This window comes from Shewanella sp. MR-4 (assembly GCF_000014685.1).
Taxonomy (GTDB): Bacteria; Pseudomonadota; Gammaproteobacteria; order Enterobacterales; family Shewanellaceae; genus Shewanella.
Genome location: NC_008321.1, coordinates 4,302,604 through 4,321,420, shown reverse-complemented (window position 1 = coordinate 4,321,420; position 18,817 = coordinate 4,302,604). Strand labels below are relative to the sequence as shown.

General features: G+C 48.4%; 20 protein-coding genes. 10 read left to right on the top strand and 10 right to left on the bottom strand.

All coding sequences use genetic code 11. The features are described from left to right. Nucleotides 1-10: 10 nt before the first annotated feature. Together rpoZ and gmk are read right to left on the bottom strand one after the other, a co-directional pair. A complete protein-coding gene (gene rpoZ / locus SHEWMR4_RS18885) occupies nucleotides 11-289 on the bottom strand; it encodes a DNA-directed RNA polymerase subunit omega (protein ID WP_011624339.1) in 279 nt (92 codons plus the stop codon). A 58-nt stretch (nucleotides 290-347) separates the two neighbouring features. After that, a complete protein-coding gene (gene gmk, locus SHEWMR4_RS18880; RefSeq protein WP_011624338.1) occupies nucleotides 348-971 on the bottom strand; it encodes a guanylate kinase in 624 nt (207 codons plus the stop codon). Nucleotides 972-1,344: 373 nt separating this feature from the next. Between gmk and SHEWMR4_RS18875 the strand changes: the two genes are divergently transcribed. The 4 genes from SHEWMR4_RS18875 (at nucleotide 1,345) to SHEWMR4_RS18860 (ending at nucleotide 6,458) form a co-directional block, all read left to right on the top strand. Further along, nucleotides 1,345-2,841 (top strand): hypothetical protein, encoded by a 1,497-nt coding sequence (locus tag SHEWMR4_RS18875; RefSeq protein ID WP_011624337.1) that lies wholly within the window; start codon nucleotides 1,345-1,347, stop codon nucleotides 2,839-2,841. Between the two features lie 145 nt (nucleotides 2,842-2,986). After that, the gene (locus SHEWMR4_RS18870) at nucleotides 2,987-3,868 is read left to right on the top strand and encodes a nucleotidyltransferase family protein (RefSeq protein WP_011624336.1); all 882 of its coding nucleotides are present in this window, start codon (nucleotides 2,987-2,989) and stop codon (nucleotides 3,866-3,868) included. Further along, nucleotides 3,852-4,916, top strand: a complete 1,065-nt coding sequence (locus SHEWMR4_RS18865) for an aminoglycoside phosphotransferase family protein (protein WP_011624335.1) — start codon at nucleotides 3,852-3,854, stop codon at nucleotides 4,914-4,916. The genes SHEWMR4_RS18870 and SHEWMR4_RS18865 overlap by 17 nt, the downstream gene beginning before the upstream one ends. A gap of 117 nt (nucleotides 4,917-5,033) precedes the next feature. Continuing rightward, on the top strand, nucleotides 5,034-6,458 hold the full coding sequence (locus tag SHEWMR4_RS18860; protein WP_011624334.1) for an MFS transporter: 1,425 nt from the start codon (nucleotides 5,034-5,036) through the stop codon (nucleotides 6,456-6,458). Nucleotides 6,459-6,477: 19 nt separating this feature from the next. Here the strand turns inward: SHEWMR4_RS18860 and SHEWMR4_RS18855 are convergent, their stop codons facing one another. Together SHEWMR4_RS18855 and SHEWMR4_RS18850 are read right to left on the bottom strand one after the other, a co-directional pair. Then, nucleotides 6,478-7,143: a sulfotransferase family protein gene (locus SHEWMR4_RS18855; RefSeq protein WP_011624333.1), complete on the bottom strand. Its 666-nt coding sequence runs from the start codon at nucleotides 7,141-7,143 to the stop codon at nucleotides 6,478-6,480. A gap of 140 nt (nucleotides 7,144-7,283) precedes the next feature. After that, entirely contained in the window at nucleotides 7,284-8,174 is an 891-nt protein-coding gene (locus SHEWMR4_RS18850; protein ID WP_011624332.1) for a LysR family transcriptional regulator, read from the bottom strand. A gap of 358 nt (nucleotides 8,175-8,532) precedes the next feature. Here SHEWMR4_RS18850 and yjjG point away from each other — a divergent pair, with 358 nt between their 5' ends. Further along, the gene (gene yjjG / locus SHEWMR4_RS18845) at nucleotides 8,533-9,249 is read left to right on the top strand and encodes a pyrimidine 5'-nucleotidase (protein WP_011624331.1); all 717 of its coding nucleotides are present in this window, start codon (nucleotides 8,533-8,535) and stop codon (nucleotides 9,247-9,249) included. A 59-nt stretch (nucleotides 9,250-9,308) separates the two neighbouring features. On the opposite strand, the gene SHEWMR4_RS18840 is transcribed toward yjjG, so the two are convergent. Further along, complete coding sequence (locus SHEWMR4_RS18840; protein WP_011624330.1) at nucleotides 9,309-10,172, bottom strand: YicC/YloC family endoribonuclease; 864 nt, start codon at nucleotides 10,170-10,172, stop codon at nucleotides 9,309-9,311. Nucleotides 10,173-10,385: 213 nt separating this feature from the next. Here SHEWMR4_RS18840 and rph point away from each other — a divergent pair, with 213 nt between their 5' ends. Both rph and pyrE read left to right on the top strand, forming a co-directional pair. Then, the gene (rph, locus tag SHEWMR4_RS18835; RefSeq protein WP_011624329.1) at nucleotides 10,386-11,099 is read left to right on the top strand and encodes a ribonuclease PH; all 714 of its coding nucleotides are present in this window, start codon (nucleotides 10,386-10,388) and stop codon (nucleotides 11,097-11,099) included. Nucleotides 11,100-11,195: 96 nt separating this feature from the next. Then, nucleotides 11,196-11,843 carry an orotate phosphoribosyltransferase gene (gene pyrE / locus SHEWMR4_RS18830; protein ID WP_011624328.1) on the top strand — a complete coding sequence of 216 codons (648 nt, stop codon included), beginning with the start codon at nucleotides 11,196-11,198 and terminating at the stop codon, nucleotides 11,841-11,843. Nucleotides 11,844-11,937: 94 nt separating this feature from the next. Here the strand turns inward: pyrE and folE are convergent, their stop codons facing one another. From folE to coaBC, 5 genes are all read right to left on the bottom strand, one after another. After that, nucleotides 11,938-12,588, bottom strand: a complete 651-nt coding sequence (gene folE, locus SHEWMR4_RS18825; protein WP_011624327.1) for a GTP cyclohydrolase I FolE — start codon at nucleotides 12,586-12,588, stop codon at nucleotides 11,938-11,940. Between the two features lie 267 nt (nucleotides 12,589-12,855). Next, nucleotides 12,856-14,841 carry an alpha/beta hydrolase family protein gene (locus tag SHEWMR4_RS18820; protein WP_011624326.1) on the bottom strand — a complete coding sequence of 662 codons (1,986 nt, stop codon included), beginning with the start codon at nucleotides 14,839-14,841 and terminating at the stop codon, nucleotides 12,856-12,858. Nucleotides 14,842-14,976: 135 nt separating this feature from the next. After that, nucleotides 14,977-15,570, bottom strand: a complete 594-nt coding sequence (gene slmA / locus SHEWMR4_RS18815; RefSeq protein ID WP_011624325.1) for a nucleoid occlusion factor SlmA — start codon at nucleotides 15,568-15,570, stop codon at nucleotides 14,977-14,979. A 29-nt stretch (nucleotides 15,571-15,599) separates the two neighbouring features. Then, nucleotides 15,600-16,058, bottom strand: coding sequence for a dUTP diphosphatase (dut, locus tag SHEWMR4_RS18810; protein ID WP_011624324.1), 459 nt, complete (start codon nucleotides 16,056-16,058; stop codon nucleotides 15,600-15,602). Then, entirely contained in the window at nucleotides 16,059-17,276 is a 1,218-nt protein-coding gene (gene coaBC, locus SHEWMR4_RS18805) for a bifunctional phosphopantothenoylcysteine decarboxylase/phosphopantothenate--cysteine ligase CoaBC (protein WP_011624323.1), read from the bottom strand. A gap of 121 nt (nucleotides 17,277-17,397) precedes the next feature. Between coaBC and radC the strand changes: the two genes are divergently transcribed. The 3 genes from radC to rpmG all read left to right on the top strand — a co-directional run bounded on the left by radC (nucleotide 17,398) and on the right by rpmG (nucleotide 18,614). Beyond that, nucleotides 17,398-18,075, top strand: a complete 678-nt coding sequence (gene radC / locus SHEWMR4_RS18800) for a RadC family protein (protein WP_011624322.1) — start codon at nucleotides 17,398-17,400, stop codon at nucleotides 18,073-18,075. 122 nt (nucleotides 18,076-18,197) lie between these two features. Continuing rightward, entirely contained in the window at nucleotides 18,198-18,434 is a 237-nt protein-coding gene (gene rpmB, locus SHEWMR4_RS18795) for a 50S ribosomal protein L28 (protein WP_006079870.1), read from the top strand. 6 nt (nucleotides 18,435-18,440) lie between these two features. Further along, entirely contained in the window at nucleotides 18,441-18,614 is a 174-nt protein-coding gene (rpmG, locus tag SHEWMR4_RS18790; RefSeq protein ID WP_006079871.1) for a 50S ribosomal protein L33, read from the top strand. Nucleotides 18,615-18,817 lie beyond the last annotated feature (203 nt).

Genomic DNA, 18,817 nt, shown 5'->3' with positions numbered 1-18,817 from the left:
TCAATTAGACTTATAGTGAACGGCCTTCAGCGATGGCTGCAACAGCTGCGATTTCAGCTGCTTCACGCTCACGCACAGATTGACGCTCGTCAGCATCTAAAGTGTGAGCATTCACTAAACCTAGTTCGATTTCACGCAGGGCGATAACCGTTGGCTTGTCGTTCATCTCTTCAACCATAGGGTCTTTACCCTGCACGGCGATTTGGCGAGCACGACGCGCCGCAACCAGGATCATATCAAAACGGTTGCCGATTTGTTCTACGGCGTCTTCTACAGTTACGCGAGCCATGTGTTGAAACTCCAGTTTATCTAGGGAAAAAATGACGCAAAATTGTACACTAAGGCAGTTAGCCTGCCAACAGATCGTTAAGCATATCATTTTGCGCGTGGATCTGACTAGCACCCGTTAAGCGTTGGCTGCGAATGATCGCCCGCATATCGGCCAGTGCTGTGTCAAAATCGTCATTGACGATAATAAAATCATATTCTTTATAGTGCGACATTTCAGAAACCGCCTGTGCCATACGGCTGGCGATAACTTCTTGACTGTCTTGGCCACGGCCAGTGAGGCGACGTTCTAGCTCATCCCTTGAGGGCGGTAGAATAAATACACCAATGGCCTCTGGCATCACGGCTTTGACTTGCTGAGCGCCTTGCCAGTCGATATCGAGGAAAACATCGATACCTTGAGTCAAAGTGTGCTCAATGACGTGGCGCGAAGTGCCATAGTAGTTACCGAATACTTCGGCCCACTCGAAAAAGGCATTTTGCTCGATCAGCGCTTTAAATTCTTCAACATTAACAAAATGGTAGTGTTGACCATTCACTTCGCCAGGGCGAGGCGCACGGGTAGTGTGCGACACTGAAACCTGCATGTCGGCGGGTTTGTCTTTCAGCAGCGCCGAAATCAGCGAGGATTTACCAGCACCACTCGGGGCTGAAACAATAAATAAATTTCCGCGTGCGGTCATGAGCAAAATATCCAGTTGGTTAACGCAAGAAGGGCCTAGAAAGCCGAGCATTATACAGATTTTGACCTCAAAAACGCTAGGGCTAGTTAGCCAGCAATTGTTGTCTATTTATGTTTTGCGACAGTTAGCGCTGCCGCTGGTGTATTTTTACGGTTTACTGTGACTCCAAGAGCGGATTCTGAAAATCTCTGCGTCCCTAAGCCTTGCTGAGCCTGAGAATTAAGCCTGATTTAGCTTTAGATGGATATAATCAGCATTTTTGCTTATCTAGCGTCTTATTGCACTGACAATTGCGGCTAAATTCGTTACGCTCGTGCCTATGCGACATTGAGAGTCGTGTGCGCTAGGATTATTTCACTATAAAGGAAGGGTCGTGCTGTTAAAATCTCTTTTCTGCCTTCATGGGCGTGATTCCCGTCCCCGCTTTGTGGCCATCAGTGTTGGTGTGTATTTGGGCATTTCACTGGCTGTCGCCGCGTTTGGGGCGAACTTTTTAATGTATCTTTTAGCGTTGGTGGGCTTACCTTTGCTCGCCCTTACTGCGCTGCGCCGTTTAAATGATGCGGCTAAGCCTAAGGCCTTGGTTGCAGTCTTTATTCTGCCGCTACTGATTTTACTGGCGCTGTATATAGTGGCTGCGCCGCCCGTAGTCGCCATTCTAGGGCTGGTCTTGGGCGCTGGTGCGACCTTTTGGGGCACACGTTTAACCTCTCCCACCTTAGTGGAGTATCGTTTGGGCTATTATGGCCCAGCTTTAGATATCCCAACCTCGCAGGCCGTTCCCCGTCGCCGAGTCGAGCCCGTATTAACGCCAAAGGCCGCAGCTGCACAAAATGCCAGTGTCTCCCATGCTGCGCCGGATATTCCGGTATCGACAGAGGCTGAAACCTATTCTCATACTGAACCAACGAGTGCTTCCCCCGTTGTGGATGCCGACTTGGATGCCTTACGCCAAGATGAACTGCGTTTCGATGCGTTAACAAAAATGACGCAAAATCCTGCTGATTTTGTCGTGCAAGATGCGTTACTCGAGGGCCACGCCGATTTTCGTCCTGCCAATCAGAGCCGAGTAGAGCAAACCCGCATCGATATCGCCGATGTCGATTTAGCCCAAGTCGATTTACAGGGCGCGGAATTTAAACGTGCACCACTCGACCCTGCCGAGCACAGCGATGAGCCGGTATGGCGTTTCGATCCCGATGAAGATACCGCGGCCTTTAACGATACTGAGCATGCTGAAGAAGTGCGTCGTCGCCGCGCCGAGGCGAAAGAGTCGGGCTCAATGACTGAGCTGTTTAGAGGGGTTGCCGAGTTTTTTGCTCCCTATCGACGTTTTATTAAGTTGCCTTCTTTACCTAAGCTTGAGCGCCGTTATTGGTTGCCCGTCGGCGGTGGGGTGGGCGCTGTGTTGTTAGTCCTACTGGTGTGGGGATTATGGCCCAATAGCGATGAGTCACAGGCTGAAGAAGCTGTTCCTGTCGTGCCCTCTGCGCCTATTGCTGCAAGCGATCGTGTGACCTTAGATATGCCCGATGGTTTTTCGGTGGCGTTAGAGCAAGATGTGTTAATTATTCGCTGGTTAGGTGAACGTGGTAAGCCGCAACAGCTGTGGTCGATTGCCACGGCCAAGGGCGATAAGAGTTGTAGCGCGCTGGTGTTTAATAATGGCACTGAATATCGCACTATCAGCGTGGATTTGCTTGCCGATTCGGCAACGGAGGCGCGTTTCACGCCGCTGGATACGGCCAGTATCATCACAGATCTGGCTCGTCGTGGCAGCATCGGTTTGTGTGGTTACAAGTTCAGCCTCAAGGGCAGCCAAGCGGTTTTAGAGCCTAATCGTAACTTTGGTAATTATTTAGCCCGTTAAATCGATAAAATTCTAGTCAGGACTAGAGGGGTAGATTACACTTTTGCTCCTCTTTTTCTCCAATCTTGTTTTAAATGCGCTCGCATAGCCGATTGCGGCGAGGTTCGGGAAAATATCTTTAATACGAACTGAACACTAATCCCACATGAATACAGATTTGACCTTAGTCATTATGGCGGCAGGGCTAGGTAGTCGTTTTGGCGGCGATAAACAATTAGCTTCCCTCGGTCCTGCGGGCGAACCCATGTTGGTGTTATCGATACAGTCGGCGATCCGCAGCGGATTTAAGCGTGCTGTGCTGGTGATCCGCCCCGAATTGGAAGCGGAACTCCACGAGCTGTTGATACGCTTTTTGCCAGCGGACTTCGAGTATCACTTCTGTTATCAGTCGCTCACCGATTTGCCTGCCGAAGCGCAGCTTGCGGATGTGAGCCATCGTTTAAAGCCTTGGGGAACGGCTCATGCCCTGTGGTGCGCCCGTGATTGTGTTAGTGGGCCAATGGCGGTGATCAATGCCGATGATTTCTACGGCGACAGCGCTTTTATCTCTTTAGCGAAGGGATTAACCGCCAGACCCCATGATTGGATGATGGTGGCTTATCCGATTGAGCTGACCTTGTCCGAACACGGGGGCGTGAATCGTGGCTTATGCCAAGTGGAGCAGGGGCAACTGCGCTCAGTCGCCGAATGGTTGAATATTCAAGCCCAAGATCATGGTTTTATCGGTGAAGGTCCTGAGGGATTGGCACCTCTTCCTTCACAGTCTCTGGTCTCTATGACCTGTTGGGGCTTCTCGCCAAGCATATTTGATGTTATTAAACGTGAATTAATCGAATTTATCGAACAGCAAGGCCAATTGCCTAAATCTGAATGCTATTTGCCCGCCGTGGTTCAGGCGGGAATTGAGCAAGGTGTGCCCGTGTTTGTTGATGTGGCCAGCGAACCTTGGCTCGGTGTGACCTATCCGCAGGATACTGTCTGGGTAAAGCAAAAATTAATGGAGTTATTGAGTGATAAAACTCATTAGGCAGTCTGTGTTGCCTCATTTTGGAATTGAAGCTGACGAGGCAAAAATCTCAGCGTTAGGGAATGGTCATATTAACGATACCTTGCTAGTGCGTTGGCCCTCGGGTGAATTAGTGCTGCAACGTATTAACACCCAAGTGTTTAAGACGCCGCAGGCATTGGTAAGTAATGCCGATAAGATAAGCCATCATTTATGCGCCAAGGCATTACAACAGCAATATGGTCTTCAAGTGGTGAGTCCGTGCCTTACCCAAGAGGGTGAGCTGGCGATCGATTTAGGTGAGCAGGGATTTTGGCGTGCCATCAGTTATTTGCCCCACAGTTTAAGTATTGAGGTCGTGAAGTCTGAAGCCGAAGCCGAAATGGCGGCTAAGGCCTTTGGTCATTTTGCCTGTGCCTTGAGTGATTTTGATGCCACTCAGCTTGAGGATGTGATCCCGCAGTTCCACCATTTGCCGGGACGGATGGAAATACTGCGCCAAGCGGTTCAACAGGATAAAGCTAAGCGGTTGGATTTATGCCGTAACTGGGTCGATTACGCCCTGTCACAGCAGAGTTTATTAGATGAGCTAGCCGAGATTTCGCCACAGCTCCCGCTGCGTATTTGCCATAACGACACTAAAATCAATAATATGCTGTTCGATAAGCGCGACATGTCGAGCATGGCAATTATCGACCTCGATACGTGCATGAAAGGGCATTTGATGTATGACTTTGGCGATATGGTGCGTACCTTCTGTTCGCCTGAAGCCGAAGATTCGACCGCCCTTGATAATGTTAAAGTGCGCCAATCAATCTTTGCCGCCATTTGCCGTGGTTATTTAAGTGAACTGGGCGAAGTACTAACTGAAGTCGAAAAACGTAGCCTCTGGCTTGGGGCGCGGGTGATTTGTCTGATGATCGGCGTGCGTTTTTTAACGGATTATCTCAATGGTGACGTGTATTTCCATGTGCACCGTGAGGGCCACAATCTGGATAGGGCTGCGAATCAATTTACCTTGTATCAAAGCCTGTTAGATCAAGAAGCCGAGTTAAAGGCTTGCTTCTAACCCTGAAACGTCAACACGCCCTAATCAAACGCCCCATTTGGGGCGTTTTGTTTTTGGCTTATATACGACATAATTGCAACATCAAAACCCTTTAGTCTCATATGGATTTGGCTTGGAATGGGCACCCTCGAAGCTCCCTCTGCATTAACGTGTTCGCGCCGTAGCGCTAGAAATCTCTGGTTAAGATGCACCCTGCGTCGCTCGCAGCAGGAAGCCGTGGCTTCGTCGATGATGACGGCGACGAGCGATAACTTTTTCAATGCCTACGCAATTTTTCTCGGTGCCAGTCTTGCGCAAATGGGCTTTGTTACCGGTTTGCCACAGCTTTTTGGGGCGATGTCGCAGCTGGTTTCGGTATGGTTAGCGAGTCACTTTTCCCGCCGTAGTTTTATCGTCTACTGCGCAGCTTTGCAGGCGTTGGTGGTATTGGGAATGGGCGCGTTAGCGGCCTTTCGTCCCGAACATGCGGTATGGATATTTATCGCGCTCGCCGTGGGATACCACGGGTTTATCAATCTTATCCAACCCCATTGGCGCGCTTGGATGGGGTCTATCGTGCCCGAACGTCGCCGTGGCGCCTTTTTTGCGGCGCGTACCCGCTTAACCATGGGCGCATCCTTAAGCGTATTTTTTGTGGGCGGTGGCATTCTTACTCTTACTGATTCGCTGCAAATGGCCTGGTTAGGTTTTACCTTGTTGTTTTCGATAGCGGCTATGGGACGTTTTGTCTCGGCTTGGTTGTTATTGCAAATGCACGACCCAGATCCGCGCGAAGCCAAGCAGCGGGGCGTATTTATCCAAACCATCCGCAATTTTCGCGGAGCATGGAAGGATAAAACCTTCCGCCAATACAGCCTATTTGTGGCCAGTATGCAGGCGATGGTAGCCATCTCGGCGCCGTTTTTCGTCGTATATATGCTGGAAGACTTGAAGTTTAGCTACATTGAATTTGTGCTAGCCAGTGTGGCATCGATAGCGACTCAGTTTGTGACGCTGAAGTTTTGGGGACGATTTAGCGATCAATTTGGTAATCGTTTGGTGATGATTATCACCAGCTGCATGATCCCAAGCTTGCCGTTGTTATGGCTGTTTTCCGATAACTATTTGTATATTCTCCTCATTCAGGCCTTTTCGGGCTTAGCGTGGAGCGGCTTTACCTTAAGTACCGCCAATTACCTTTATGATATTCGTCCCTTTCGCAGTGATTTTGCGACCTACGCGGCGCTGCAAGCGTCACTCAGCGCTGGGTTGGTGTTTGTGGGGGCCATGGTCGGCGGCACGATAGCTTCCCATGCGGCGGACTTTTTAGTCTGGTCAGGTTGGAATAGCTGGCTCAGTAGTCCGATTTTTGTGGTGTTTTTGGTGTCGACCATACTGCGCGCATTCGTGACGCTATGGTTTATTCCGCGTTCGGTCGAACCGAAAGTCAGGCCTAGGCCGCAGTTACTGCAACTTATCTTCCGTATCCGCGGTTTTAACGCGATTTCGGGCGTGAGTCTCGACTGGTTAACTGTGGTAAAACGCCGAAATACCCCTGACTAGCTTTCCCAACCGTTGAGTTTTAAAGCTTATAATCGAAGAACTTACGTTTTTCCGGACCCGAGGCATTAGCGCTGATCTTATTCGGGTGTTTATATTCATCCCAACTGGCGACATTGCGGCCGACATTGAGTTTAGGAAAATTCTGTTGGTTTTCGGCGCTGGCCAATCCGATAAATGTTAATAACTGGCCGAGGGCGCCTTGCTGGCTCACATCGAGTGATAAGAAGTCATCTCTGCCAGCAAAATAGTCGAATACGCTTTGTTTATGGCGCTGATAACAATCGATAAGATGTTGTGTATCTTGCGGGTTTTCAATCAAACCGACACCAAAGCTATGGCGAAAACTGCGCTTCATAATCGGGTGGAATCGGCCGGTTTGTGCATCTAAATGTGGCAGCATTCGACTGAGTAACATCTGCATCGACGGCACCCAAGAATCTAGCTCTCGGTCAAGATAAACAAACTTGGCTTTGGAGAATAACTCATCCAACTGTTTGAAATCGCTAAAACAAGGCGCATCGGAAATCGCATCCGCCTGCATAAAGGCTTCTTTGGTAAACGCCATATGCGCCACTTTTAAGCCTTGCTCCAATAAGGCCACGCTCACGCTCGTCGTCCCTGTACGGGGCAGCCCTATGATAATCAGCTTATTGACGAATTCAGGATGAGAATGCAGTGAGGGCATGAACTATGGCTCTTAGTGAATGCGTGTGGCGCGATGAAAGTGTCGCGCAGTATATCTTAGCGAGCGAGATTTGTCGGTAGTTGAGGAGCAGTCTACAGCGCAAGCTTTGGGATTTGCTTCCGGCGCATTTTTAAAGACGCTTAGTCGGTATTTGCCAGTTTATCCCGTAAAAAATCAATCAATACCTTCACTTTGGTTGGGAGGTATTTTCGCTGCGGATATACGGCATAAATACCATGTTCGGGGAGTAGAAAGTTAGTCAGTATCGTTTGTAAACGCCCAGCCTGTAGATCGGATTCAACAATAAAGAGTGGTAAGTTGGCGATGCCAAGACCATCGAGACAGGCTCGATGGATGGCATCACTATTATTTACTTGATAGTTCCCTTTGGGTTGGATGCGTTGCATGCCATTGGGACTCTGGAAACTCCATTCCACACCGTCTTGAAAGTAACTGTAAAACAAGCAGTTGTGCTGAGTTAGCTCGCGAGGAACCATGGGTGAACCGTGCTGAGCTAGATATGCGGGGGACGCGCAAATCACGCTCAAACAAGGGGCAATTTTGCGGGTGATAAGGCTGGAGTCAGGAAGCTCGCCAATTCGAATGGCCAGATCGAAGCCGCCTGCGATTAAATCAGTGGTCTTATCATCCATTTGCATTTGCAGCTGAATATCGGGGTAACGTTTTAAAAACTCAGCGATTAAAGGCGCAATATACAAGCGGCCAAACACCATAGGCACGGAAATTCGCAGATTGCCTTTAGGCGTTTGCTGCAGCTCGGAGATAGCATCCAATCCTTCTTGAGTGAGCTGCACTGCGGGGCGAATATATTCGAAATAGCGTGCGCCAGCATCCGTCAGGCTCAAACTGCGAGTGGTACGTTGTAGCAACTGAATACCTAAGTGTTGCTCCAGTTGCGTAATACGCTTGCTGATGGCCGATTTGCTCAGCCCAAGTTTTTGTCCTGCGGCGGAAAAGCTACCGCATTCCACTACAGTGACAAAAATGGGCAGGGCAGAAAAATGATCCATCAAAGGGCTCCAATGTTGTGGCTGTGAGTTTTTATGCTCAGGCTGATCTGCGGCGATGATAACCCGTGTTGTAGCTCATCCCTGGAAACAGGTGCCTAATCTAATTACTGTTGAGATATGTTCAACAATGGGTTTCATGTATGCGGTATTATCAATCTTAAATCAAGATAGTAGACTATTTCGCAACTAAAAACCTATTCCCTTGGTGTTGAAGGCGCTAAAGCATTATTGGCAGATAGACTTGCTAACTATGCTCTGTTTTTCGTGTGCCTTCGCGTTAGATTTTGGGTGTTGTATAGTACTGTGCTGCTTGTCTTGACGGATTAAGCCGTGCCTTTAGTGTGTTGTTAGGAGTCGTATGTCATCTTTAACCCCGAATCATGCTGCCGCTTTACCCTATACTTGGGTGCTTTTCGATGCAGATGAAACTCTCTTTTATTTCGATGCTTTCGAAGGGCTGAAGCGAATGTTTTCAGGCTTTGGCATCGATTTTACTCGTACCGATTTCGAAGAATATCAAAGTGTAAACAAGCCGTTATGGGTTGCGTATCAGGATGGCAAGATCAGCGCCGCCGAACTGCAAACCATACGTTTCGAGCCATGGGCGGCAAAGCTTGCGGTTACCCCGCAAACCTTAAACAGTGCATTTTTAACGGCGATGGCTGAGATTTGTGCGCCCTTGCCCGGTGCCCGTGAATTACTGGCCGCACTGCAGGGAAAAGCCAAAATGGGGATCATCACCAATGGTTTTACCGAGTTGCAAACAGTGCGTTTAGAGCGTACTGGTTTACAGCATCATTTTGATATTTTGGTTATTTCAGAAAAAGTGGGCATGGCTAAACCCGATATCGGTATCTTTGAACACGCCCTCGAGTTGATGGGTCAGCCTGCGCGCGAACAAGTGTTGATGGTGGGCGATAACCCACATTCAGACATTCAAGGCGGCATCAATGCGGGATTCAACACCTGTTGGTATAACGTCCATGGACACGCAGCCCCCGCAGGTATTCGCCCGCACTTTCAAGTCGCCTCCCACCATGAGCTACAGCAGAAGCTCATGCCATTACTCGGTTAGTCTCCAAAAAATCAAAAGCCCTTTAAAAGGGCTTTTGGTTTTAGATAACACAAGCAACACTATTCAACGTTCTGGATCTGCTCGCGCATTTGTTCGATAAGTACTTTGAGCTCGACTGCGGCGGCGGTGATTTCGGTGCTGATGGATTTTGAGGCGAGGGTGTTAGATTCGCGGTTAAATTCCTGCATCATAAAATCTAAGCGGCGGCCTTCGCTGCCGCCTTTTTTGAGGATGCGGCGCGCTTCGGTGACATGGGCTTCGAGTCTGTCCATCTCTTCGGCCACATCTTGTTTTTGTGCTAACAGGATCATCTCCTGCTCGATGCGGGCGGGGTCGAGTTCACCTTTGATCTCAGCGAGGCGATTAGTGAGTTTATCGCGCTGATATTCCATCACTTTAGGCATGTGCTTGCGCACGATAGCGATTTGTTCTTCGACGCCTTCTAAACGGCTTAACAGCATGTCTTTAATCGCTGCTCCTTCGCGGCCACGGGCTTCGATAAACTGGTCTATCGCTAAATCGAAAGCCGTTAATAGCTCGGCGCCTATGGCGTCCATATCTTGCTCTGAGCTTGAGAGCACGCCTGGCCAGCGCAAAATATCAGTTAGGCTGACTTCGCCTTGGCCGGCTTCTTGTTTTAACCAGCTGGCAGCGTCGAGCAACTGCTTAGCTAACCCTTGGTTTAATTTGAGTTCGTTATTGCTGTTGTCGGCTAACTCGTAGCGTAAATTGACCTCGACTTTACCGCGGCTTAAGCGTTTACGCAGACGATCGCGCAGTACGGGTTCGAAGCTGCGGAATTGTTCTGGCAGACGTAGGTAAGTTTCGAGATAACGCTGGTTGACTGAGCGAATTTCCCAAGAGGCAGTGCCCCATTGTGCTTTGTGCTCGATGCGAGCGTAGGCTGTCATGCTTTGGATCATGGGATTGTCCTGATGGTTGAATCGTCATATTGATAGGCGATTATAGAGTCAATGGCTTTAGGATTAAAGGCATACAGTATACTGCGAAGGGGAAGCTTGTGTTGTAAATGGCGGAGTTTGCCAGAGAATTGCCCTAGGCATGGCATCCTCAGGCACAAATCCCTATAATATGCAGCCAAAATCGGTCAATGACTCAGAATACAGGAATCTCGCATGCGTCCAAGTAACAGAACGCCAGCACAAACACGTCCCATCACTATCACTCGCCAGTTTACGGCCCACGCCGAAGGTTCTGTGTTGGTGGAGTTTGGCGAAACCAAAGTACTTTGTACCGCCAGTTTTACTGAGGGTGTGCCACGTTTCCTTAAAGGTCAGGGACAAGGCTGGGTGACGGCGGAATACGGTATGTTGCCACGTTCAACTCACAGTCGTATGGACCGTGAAGCGGCTCGCGGCAAGCAATCTGGTCGTACTCAAGAGATCCAGCGTCTGATTGGCCGTGCGCTGCGTGCTTGCGTCGATATGAAAGCCCTTGGTGAAAACACTATCGTTATCGATTGTGACGTGATCCAAGCCGATGGCGGTACTCGCACCGCATCTATCACAGGTGCCTGTGTGGCTCTTGTGGATGCGCTGAACTGGGCCCGTGGTAAGGGCATCATCAAGTCTAACCCGCTGAAGTTTTTAATTGCTGCGGTCAGCGTCGGTATCTACAACGGTGAAGCTATTAGCGATCTCGAATATGTGGAAGACAGCGCGGCTGAAACCGATATGAACGTTGTCATGACGGAAACCGGTAAGATTATTGAAATTCAAGGTACGGCTGAAGGTGAGCCGTTTAGCCATGAAGAATTGATTGAGCTACTCGGGTTGGCGAAGAACAGTATTCGTGAAATCGTCGATGTGCAGAAAGCCGCATTGAATTAATTGTTGTTGATAAGAAGCCCCGTTATGGGGCTTTTTATTAAATCAATATTGCTATAACCCAATAAAAATAGAACGTTAAAGTCGTAAGGAGAGATTGTGAAAGCCTATCAACGTGAGTTTATTGAATTTGCCCTAGAGCGTCAGGTACTGCGATTCGGTGAGTTTACCCTTAAATCGGGCCGTATCAGTCCTTATTTCTTTAATGCGGGTTTATTTAATACTGGACGGGACCTTGCGCGTTTAGGACGTTTTTATGCGGCGGCGTTAGTGGATTCAGGCATAGAGTACGATCTGTTGTTTGGCCCTGCTTACAAAGGTATTCCGATTGCGACCACAACTGCGGTGGCCTTGTGCGAACACCACGATATCGATATCCCCTACTGCTTTAACCGTAAAGAGAAAAAAGATCACGGTGAAGGTGGCAGCTTAGTTGGTAGCGAGCTTAAAGGTCGGGTGATGCTGGTGGATGATGTGATCACCGCGGGTACGGCGATTCGTGAGTCGATGGAAATCATCGAGGCCCATCAGGCGCAGCTGGCAGGCGTATTAATCGCGCTGGATAGACAAGAGAAGGGCAAGGGCGAACTGTCGGCCATTCAAGAGGTTGAGCGTGATTTTGGCTGCGGTATTGTGGCGATCATCAAACTTGCGGATCTGATCAGCTATCTGTCAGAAAAACCGGGTATGGAAGCGCAACTGGCGGCGGTAAGCCAGTACCGTGAGCAGTATGGCATCGAAGCCTAATAAGGCTTAAGCAGGTTATAAATCGCTAAAACAAAAACGCTGCGATTCATCAAGAATGGCAGCGTTTTTTTATGCACTGATTAAATCTAACAGCTTATTTGGATTGATTTAAAAACTCGGCACGGGTGGCGGGGTTAGATTTAAAAATGCCCCCTAGGGCGGTGGTCGTGGTGGAGCTGGTGGAGTCCATCACGCCGCGGGATTTTACGCAGTAATGCACCGCATCCATTTTTACGGCCACGTCTTTGGTTTCGAGTAGGGTTTGCAAGGCTACTAGCACTTGCTGAGTTAAACGCTCTTGCACCTGTGGACGCTGGGAGAAGAAACGTACTATGCGGTTAATCTTTGATAAACCGATAATTTTTTTACGTGGGATATAAGCGATTGTCGCTGTGCCATCGATAGTGACTAAGTGATGCTCACAGGTACTGGTCAGGCTGATGTCCTGCACGCGCACCATCTCATCAAAGCCCATTTTGTTATCAATGACAGTGATCTTCGGGAAGTTCTCATAGTCTAAGCCGGAGAAAATTTCGTCGACATACATTTTGGCAATGCGGCGTGGAGTATCGGCAAGACTGTCGTCGGAAAGATCCAATGACATTAGCGTCAGGATTTCCTTCATATGGAATTCAATCTTGTCCTTACGCTCTTCAGGCGTAAACACATTGGGGAGCATGGGGGTTTCAAGTCCGCGTTCTTGTAGGGCGGCTTGTACTTTTACTGCTGCTTCACTTAATGCCATCTTATCCTCCACTACTGCAGTAGCGGCTATCACTGAAAACCTAGCACCCTAAACTGAGTTTGTACAATGGGTGAACTCAGGTACAAATCGACTGGTTCTTATCTGGGTAAGAACAAGGTGGGGGAGAATAGCGCGAATTGCGGATAATTCATACCAAAAAACGCTCACGCTGAAGATGAAAAAGCCGATAGTCCTTATCGATTATCGGCTCCTTGGGGGGCTAAAACATCATTATCTTGATGAAGATAGTAGTTATTTTAGTGAGTACTAAAGTTTCAGGTTGGTTTTTAAGAAGCTTAGCATCTGATCGTAATACTTGGCTCTATGGCTATCATCATAAAAACCATGGCCTTCGTTATCCATCACCAGTTTTTGATAGGGATAATTATGGGCCTTGAGGGCTTTTTCGAGTGATTCGAGTTGCTCAATCGGTGCTCGCTCATCGTCACCACCGTGCACCAGTAAGAGGTTCGCTTTTAATTTTGCTACGTTCTCAGAGGGAGACATGGCTTTTAGGGTGGCTTTGTCTTGGCCAAGTACGTCCTTAAGATAGCTTGTGCCTGAACGTGTTCTGGCGACGTCACCTTCATCAAACATCAATTCCAGATCATACACACCGGCAAAACCAACCGCGCATTTAAACATATCGGGTGCTAATACCGCACTTTGCAAGGCGCTATAGCCGCCAAAGCTACCGCCTGCGATACACACCCGTTCCTTATCGGCAAGGCCTTGGTCAATCACATATTGAGTGGCATCGATAATATCGTGCTGAATATCCGAGCCCCATTTTTGATAGCCAGCTTGCTCGAAACGTTCGCCATAACCACCTGAGCCACGGAAGTTAACCTGTAAAACCGCCATACCATTTTGAGCAAGTAGTTGGTTTTGTGGGTCAAACCCCCACCAGTCACGAATGCCATGGGGGCCACCATGGGGATTGACGACCAAAGGTAAATTTTTGGCTTCTTTTCCATTGGGTAAGGTTAAGTAGCCATGGATTTTCTGGCCATCACGGTTAGTGAAACTAATAGGTTTAACCTCAGCCATTTTTTCTGGGTCGAGCCACTTACGGGCGGCGGCCAGATACTCTAGCTTGAGCTTTTTCGTATCAAACAAATAGTAATCACCGGGATTGCGATCGTTAAATGCAATCACCACCAATTGTTCGCCATTACGGGTTTCGCTGACGATTTGTACTTGATGCCCCGGCAGGGCCGCGAGTAAATCCTTAAGCAGTTTGGCATGGTTATCGTTGTTATCGACAAAGGCATAGCTTGGATAGCCATTTTCAAACTCAACGGCATAGAGCTGTTTGTTAGTGCCATTTATCCAGAAGTTGCTTGGATCGACCACTTCATCTTGAATAATCTCGGCCTTCTCCCCTGTTTCGAGATTGATGCGATAGACACCTAAGGTTTCAGTGCCCACTCGGCCTGCGGCGTAAATACTATTTTTATTATCGGCGAAAGAGATAGGTGTAAAATCACTTAAGCCTAAGTTGAGTTTATCGGTGTTTAACCATTCGCCATCTTTGCGGTAAAAGACTTTAGTGATGTTTTTGCCATCTTCCCCAGCCACAAAGCGGACTTCACCTTCATGATCTGTCATAAAGCGTGCTCGGCCAATGGGGGAGCCTGTGATGCGTTTACGAACCCCACTAAAAAGGTCTACGCGGTAAACATCCTGAAGTGTTTCACTCAAGTCTGGGGCACCACCCCATGGGATCGCATTGACCAGCATATAACGCTCGTCATCAGGCAGAGGATCGAGAATAAAGGCGGTAGCACTTATAGGAGTATTTTTCTTGATATTCGAGCCGGTTTGCTGCTCGCCGCTGTTATATCCAAATAGATATTTAGGGCGAGAACCATCGGCATTGACCGCCATTAATTCGCCGTAGTATTGGGGCACATCGCTCCAGCCCTTAAGGTATTCTTTTGCAAGTACAATACGCTCACTATTTGCCCATTCATAGGTGCCTACCTGCGCGTTGCTCGGGAAGCGAATTGCGTTAAGCAGTTTTTTGGTTTGGGCATCGAGTACTAAGAGGACATTCTTGCCTTCGACACTAGTGATTGCACTTAAGTACTTGCCGGTAGGCGAGATCTTGACGTTAGAGTACTCGTTACCGCGACTGAATAATTGGGATTGTGACAGGGCATTTGTCGCCGAGGTTTCGGCCGCTAATGTGCTGAAAGGCATAATAGGCAAGCAAATTACAGCCAGCGCGGCAAATGGCAAAGTTTTCATCTGACATCCTTGTAAATTTATTGTGGTTTTTGTTTTAAAAAGATGTATTGCAGATTAAAACAAAAGAAATACCAATACAAGGAGTAGGGGATAAAAGAAAGGACGGTGATTACCGTCCTTTGTATTGAAAAATCATTAGCTTTGTAACAGCTGATGCTGAATAAAGCGCCACTGTTCATCGAAGTGCTGTGTCGGTTTGAGTTTAAACTCACTGCGCACAAATTGGGCGATTCGGCCTTCGGCGAAGGCTAACAGTAAATTAGCTAAAATAGCCTCATCTAAATTAAAGCCTTTGCCTTCACGTAGGGTTTTTTCCCGCAGAATTTGCTTGAGTTGGGTTTCAATTTTGGCAAATAGGGTGCTGATACGACTGCGTAGACGCTCGTTTTCACCTAAGAGTGCATCGCCATTGAGTACCCGAGAGATCCCCGGGTTGCGCTCGGCGAAAATCAACAGCAGTTGTAGCACTAGTTGGCAGCGTCTCATGGTGTCTTTTTCATCGTCCATGATGATGTTGATGCGGGAGAGTAATGACTCTTCAATAAACTCAATTAACCCTTCAAACATCCGCGCCTTACTCGGAAAGTGGCGATAGAGTGCCGCTTCCGACACGCCCACTTCAGAGGCGAGCTTAGCGGTGGTAATACGTTGTCCTGGGCTGGTTTCTAGCATTTGCGCTAGGCATTGCAGTATGTGTTCACGACGATTAATTTTTGGGCTTACAGCCATTGCAGTATCCTTGCTCAATATCGATGCGGTTATTTAGTGCCAGAATGGCCAAATCCACCTTCACCACGATCTGAGCTGTCGAACTCATCAACGAGTTTGAATTGTGCTTGTACCACAGGAACAAACACCAGTTGTGCGAGACGATCACCAATTTCTAAAGTAAATGGGGTATCGCTGCGGTTCCAGCAAGAGACCATCAAGGGACCTTGATAATCTGAATCGATAAGCCCAACCAGATTTCCGAGTACGATACCGTGTTTATGGCCAAGGCCTGAACGGGGCAGGATCACGGCGGCAAGGCCTGGGTCTGCCACGTGGATGGCGATGCCCGTCGGGATTAACTGAGTCTCACCCGGGGCTATCGTCATTGTGGTATCAATCATGGCGCGAAGATCCATTCCCGCGCTGCCTGGAGTGGCATAGGCGGGCAGGGGAAACTCAGAGCCAATACGGGAGTCGAGGATCTTTAATTCAATCGGTGTTTTCATTTATTTTGTTTTTTCTTTCACTATCAACGAAAGTAATTGCCGAGCCAACGTGAGCTTATCGGTGGCAGGCAAATCTTGACTACCCTGCGGCCAGAATACACGCAGGGCATTGGAATCGGCATTAAAGCCAAGACCAGCAACGGATACATCGTTTGCGGCGATCATATTCAAATTTTTGCGTTTGAGTTTATCGCGGGCGTAGGCTTCTACATCATGGGTTTCGGCGGCAAATCCCACCATAAAAGGACGGGTTGCCAAGCTTGCGACCGTCGCTAAGATATCAGGATTCCTCACCAGCGCAAGTTGCATTTCTTCGGCGGACTTTTTGATCTTACAGTCCGCAATATCGCTGACGCGATAGTCGGCAACCGCCGCACAGCCGATAAAAATATCTTTTTTATCAACATTATCCATCACAACATCGAGCATGTTTTGTGCGGATTCAACATTGATTCGCGTCACCCCTTCAGGCGTGGCTAAATTTACTGGTCCTGCGACCAAGGTCACAGCGGCGCCCATGTCGGCGGCGGCTTTCGCTAAGGCGAATCCCATCTTGCCTGAGCTGTGATTAGAGATATAACGCACAGGATCGATGGCTTCGCGGGTTGGCCCTGCGGTAATGAGCACCGATTGACCTGCTAGGGGCTGTGAGGAGACATCTTTTGTTGCAAAAAAGTCTGTTGCCAGCTCGGCAATCTCAAGCGGTTCGAGCATACGGCCAGGGCCGACTTCGCCGCAGGCTTGGCTGCCGCTGGCGGGGCCCCAAAGGGTATAACCACGGCCTTGTAAACTGGTTAAATTGGCTTGGGTGGCCGCATTGCGATACATCTGCTGATTCATCGCGGGGCACAGGGCTATTGGCGCTTCGGTCGCAAGGCAAGTGGTGGTGATAAGCTCATCCGCCATGCCCGCATTGATACGGGCCAGCAAATTCGCGGTGGCAGGGGCGATAATCACTAAATCCGCCCAGCGCGCCAGCTCGATATGACCCATTGCCGCTTCGGCAGCGGGATCGAGTAAACTTGATGCCACGGGATGGCCTGATAAGGCTTGCAGTGTGAGTGGGGTAATAAATTCCATGGCGCTCTGGCTCATCACCACACGCACATCAAAGCCGCGTTCTTTTAAGCGGCGCACTAAATCCGCACTTTTGTAGGCCGCAATGCCGCCACCAATACCCAGTAGGACGTTTTTCGTTATCAGGCTCACTGACATCATCCGAGATTGAAATAATGTTGCCAACCATACCACAAAGCGACTAATTGGCGTGACTGTCCCAGTTCAAAAAATCTCGTCCATACTTGTTTAAAGTAAAAATTCGCGCTGACAGGGAGGTCGTATGGCGATTAAGGATTGGCCCGAGGGCGAAGGCCCGCGGGATAAATTATTAGTAAAAGGCGCCGCCCATCTCTCGGATGCAGAATTACTGGCTGTTTTACTGCGAAATGGTCTGAGCGGTTTAAATGCGGTCGACCTTGCCCGTTCACTTATTCAAGAATTTGGAGGTTTAAGAAGCTTACTTTGCGCACCAAAGCATCAGGTGTGTCGACTTCCGGGCGTGGGACCTGTAAAATACGCCCAGCTTCAAGCCGCGGCTGAATTAGCGAGGCGTGTGGCACAAGAAAACCTGCAGAGAGGTCAGGTTTTGACAAATCCCGATTTAACTCGGGATTATTTAATGAGACAATTAGCTGACCGCTCCTATGAAGTGTTCGCAATTTTGCTGCTGGATAGCCAGCATAGAGTGATTCAATTCGTCGAATTATTCCGCGGAACAATAGATTCAGCTTCGGTGTATCCACGTGAAGTGGTGAGCCTAGTGCTGGAAAAAAAGGCTGCTGCCGTCATAGTGTGTCACAATCATCCGTCTGGTATTGCCGAGCCCAGTCAGGCTGACAGACGAATAACTGAGCGATTAAAAAATGCGTTAGCAACCATAGACGTATCCTTACTGGACCATATGGTTGTTGGTGATCGAGAGATAGTTTCCTTCGCGGAACGAGGCTGGATTAATTAATCTAACGCTTGATCTTACCTCTATGATCGTGTATAAAATGCGCCCTCTTTGTGCCTCGGGCGACGGCCATACGAGGTACATTAATGCTCGAGCGTTAAAATTGTTTTTTGGAGAAGACTGACATGTCAAGAGTATGCCAAGTTACTGGCAAGAAGCCGATGGTTGGTAACAACCGTTCGCACGCAAAAAACGCGACCCGTCGTCGTTTTTTACCTAACCTGCAAAACCACCGTTTCTGGTTAGAAGAAGAAAAACGTTTCGTACAGTTACGTGTATCTACTAAAGGTATCCGTCTGATCGATAAGAAAGGTATTGAAGTTGTTGTTGCTGAACTTCGTGCCCGTGGCGAGAAGGTGTAATAGATCATGGCTAAAGCTAAAGGTAATCGTGAGAAGATCAAATTAGTTTCTACAGCTAAAACTGGTCACTTCTACACAACTGAAAAAAACAAGCGTAACATGCCAGAAAAAATGGAAATCAAAAAATTTGATCCAGTTATTCGTCAGCACGTTATCTACAAAGAAGCAAAAATCAAGTAATCCTTGTTTAGTGTTTCGAGAAAAGCCCCTTATCTAAGGGGCTTTTTTTTTGGTCTTTTTTCGGCTTCTCGTCATCAAGTTGAGATAAATCTGTCCCATACTCGGCAGTGCTGCGAAATCGCATTTGGTTAAAAAAATGTGATTATTTATCAAAAATGCAATTTTTTGAAAATATAAGCACTTTATTGTATTAAAACTGCATT

Excerpts from the sequence above, each read along its gene's own strand:
- coaBC (WP_011624323.1), bottom strand. The coding sequence starts at position 17,276 with ATGATGTCAGTGAGCCTGATAACGAAAAACGTCCTACTGGGTATTGGT.
- rpmG (WP_006079871.1), top strand. The coding sequence starts at position 18,441 with ATGGCTAAAGCTAAAGGTAATCGTGAGAAGATCAAATTAGTTTCTACA.
- folE (WP_011624327.1), bottom strand. The coding sequence starts at position 12,588 with ATGGCATTAAGTGAAGCAGCAGTAAAAGTACAAGCCGCCCTACAAGAA.
- slmA (WP_011624325.1), bottom strand. The coding sequence starts at position 15,570 with ATGGCTGTAAGCCCAAAAATTAATCGTCGTGAACACATACTGCAATGC.
- SHEWMR4_RS18850 (WP_011624332.1), bottom strand. The coding sequence starts at position 8,174 with ATGGATCATTTTTCTGCCCTGCCCATTTTTGTCACTGTAGTGGAATGC.
- rpoZ (WP_011624339.1), bottom strand. The coding sequence starts at position 289 with ATGGCTCGCGTAACTGTAGAAGACGCCGTAGAACAAATCGGCAACCGT.
- SHEWMR4_RS18860 (WP_011624334.1), top strand. The coding sequence starts at position 5,034 with ATGGGCACCCTCGAAGCTCCCTCTGCATTAACGTGTTCGCGCCGTAGC.
- SHEWMR4_RS18855 (WP_011624333.1), bottom strand. The coding sequence starts at position 7,143 with ATGCCCTCACTGCATTCTCATCCTGAATTCGTCAATAAGCTGATTATC.
- rpmB (WP_006079870.1), top strand. The coding sequence starts at position 18,198 with ATGTCAAGAGTATGCCAAGTTACTGGCAAGAAGCCGATGGTTGGTAAC.
- SHEWMR4_RS18820 (WP_011624326.1), bottom strand. The coding sequence starts at position 14,841 with ATGAAAACTTTGCCATTTGCCGCGCTGGCTGTAATTTGCTTGCCTATT.
- dut (WP_011624324.1), bottom strand. The coding sequence starts at position 16,058 with ATGAAAACACCGATTGAATTAAAGATCCTCGACTCCCGTATTGGCTCT.
- SHEWMR4_RS18840 (WP_011624330.1), bottom strand. The coding sequence starts at position 10,172 with ATGATCCAAAGCATGACAGCCTACGCTCGCATCGAGCACAAAGCACAA.
- radC (WP_011624322.1), top strand. The coding sequence starts at position 17,398 with ATGGCGATTAAGGATTGGCCCGAGGGCGAAGGCCCGCGGGATAAATTA.
- yjjG (WP_011624331.1), top strand. The coding sequence starts at position 8,533 with ATGTCATCTTTAACCCCGAATCATGCTGCCGCTTTACCCTATACTTGG.
- SHEWMR4_RS18870 (WP_011624336.1), top strand. The coding sequence starts at position 2,987 with ATGAATACAGATTTGACCTTAGTCATTATGGCGGCAGGGCTAGGTAGT.
- gmk (WP_011624338.1), bottom strand. The coding sequence starts at position 971 with ATGACCGCACGCGGAAATTTATTTATTGTTTCAGCCCCGAGTGGTGCT.
- rph (WP_011624329.1), top strand. The coding sequence starts at position 10,386 with ATGCGTCCAAGTAACAGAACGCCAGCACAAACACGTCCCATCACTATC.